At 72.7% G+C, this 1,624-nt stretch carries 2 protein-coding genes; both read left to right on the top strand.

The window, feature by feature from the left end; genetic code table 11:
* The coding region (locus WBP48_RS13420) for a transglutaminase domain-containing protein (RefSeq protein WP_424441234.1) at positions 1-1,150 on the top strand (1,150 nt) is incomplete at its 5' end.
* Positions 1,147-1,624, top strand: a 478-nt coding sequence (locus WBP48_RS13415; RefSeq protein WP_424441232.1) for a DUF5684 domain-containing protein, incomplete at its 3' end; no start/stop codon positions are given. The genes WBP48_RS13420 and WBP48_RS13415, both read left to right, overlap by 4 nt.

Below are 1,624 nucleotides of genomic sequence, written 5' to 3'. Positions count from 1 at the left end.
GAGTCTCACGACGTGGGTGCAGCGCCATCGCGTCGGCGCGGACGGCGCCGCACTCGAGGCGCTGGTCGCTCTGCTGCGTGAGCGCGGCTACGTCAGCCACGGGCTCACACGAGGCGCCGTGGCCCCGCAGTGGGCGCAGGACATGGCGGGCTACACCTTTCAGCCGAGCGCATCGGGGCACTCGCTTGCCCGGATCGGCGCGCTCTTCTCGCGCCTGCTGGAGCGCGAGACGGATCCGCGTGCCGAGGAGTCGGGCAACTATGTCGCCGCGGTCGGAGACGACGAGCAGTTCGCGGTGGCCGTCGCGCTCATCGCGGGTGAACTCGGCTTTCCTGCGCGCGTCGTGCTGGGCGCGCGTCTCGCCTCCGCCGACCCGACTCTGCCGACATGCGAGAGCGGCGTCTGCCGTGCTCAGGATCTGGCAGCGTGGACCGAGGTCCAGGACGCGGCCGGCCGCTGGGTGCCGATCGACGTGACTCCGCAGCACGAGATCTCGCCCAGCCTGGAGATCGCCGAGCAGCGCGACCCCGAGAACGTCACGGAGGTCCGCCCCGAGTCCGTCGACGAGGTGCTCCCGCCGGATCCCGTGCAGGAGGACTCCGGCGCCGACGCCGACCCGTCAGCGCCCGGCATCGACCTGGCGTGGCTGCTGCCGGCACTGCGCGTCAGCGGCATCGCGCTGGGAATCGCACTGCTCGCCTTCGGCCCGTTCCTGGCCATCGCGGCAGCCAAGGTGCTGCGTCGCCGCGAGCGCCGTGACGCAGGCAGCCCGCAGGCGCGCATCGCGGGCGGCTGGGACGAGTTCGTGGACGCGGCCGTCGATGCGGGGCGGGGTGCGCCCCGCGCGCTGACCCGCACAGAGGTCGCGGAGCACTACGGCACGGAGCCGGGGATGCTGCTGGCAGAGCACGCCGATCGCGCGGTCTTCTCGGGCCTCACCGCGACCTCCGACGACGCGGCGGAGTTCTGGCGCATCGTCGACGCCGAGCGCCGCCGCCTCGCCGGCGAGCACGGCTGGTGGCGCCGGATCCTCGCGACCGTATCGTTGAGATCGTTCGTCCGCCACGTCGCGCCCCCGACCACTCGCCGGGAGCACACCGCCGAAAGGGAGAAGCGCCGCACCTCTCAGCGCGCGCACACATCGCCATGACCGATCTCGATTCGTGGAACGCCGTCGCCGTCGTGACGACGTCGCTGCTGGTTGCGCTGCTCGTCTATGTCTGGACCGCCATCGCGCTCTCAGCCGTCTTCCGCAAGTGCGGCGAGCAGGCCTGGAAGGCCTGGGTGCCGATCCTCAACTTCGTCGTGCTCCTGCGTCTGGGCGGACTGTCGGGCTGGCTCGTCGTGCTGTTCGTCATCCCGCTCGCCGGCTGGATCGCGCTCATCCTGGCGGTGCACCGGGTGAACAGGGCGTTCGGCTACGGCGGCGGGATGACGGTCCTCGCGTGGTTCCTGCTGCCGGTGTGGGCGACCGTCGTGGGGTTCGGCCCCGAGCGCTGGGTCGGTCGTGAGCTCCAGGGCCGGACCGGTCCCGTCCGCGCCTCGCTCCCGGAGCCGCGTGACCGAGGCGACGTCGAGCCCGCCGCGGCCGTCACGGCTTACGCCCCCGTCGCGTCCCCGCCCC

The sequence above is a fragment of the Microbacterium sp. genome (genome assembly GCF_049661145.1).
In the GTDB taxonomy this organism is placed as follows: domain Bacteria; phylum Actinomycetota; class Actinomycetes; order Actinomycetales; family Microbacteriaceae; genus Microbacterium.
This window is presented reverse-complemented; position numbering and strand designations above follow the sequence as displayed.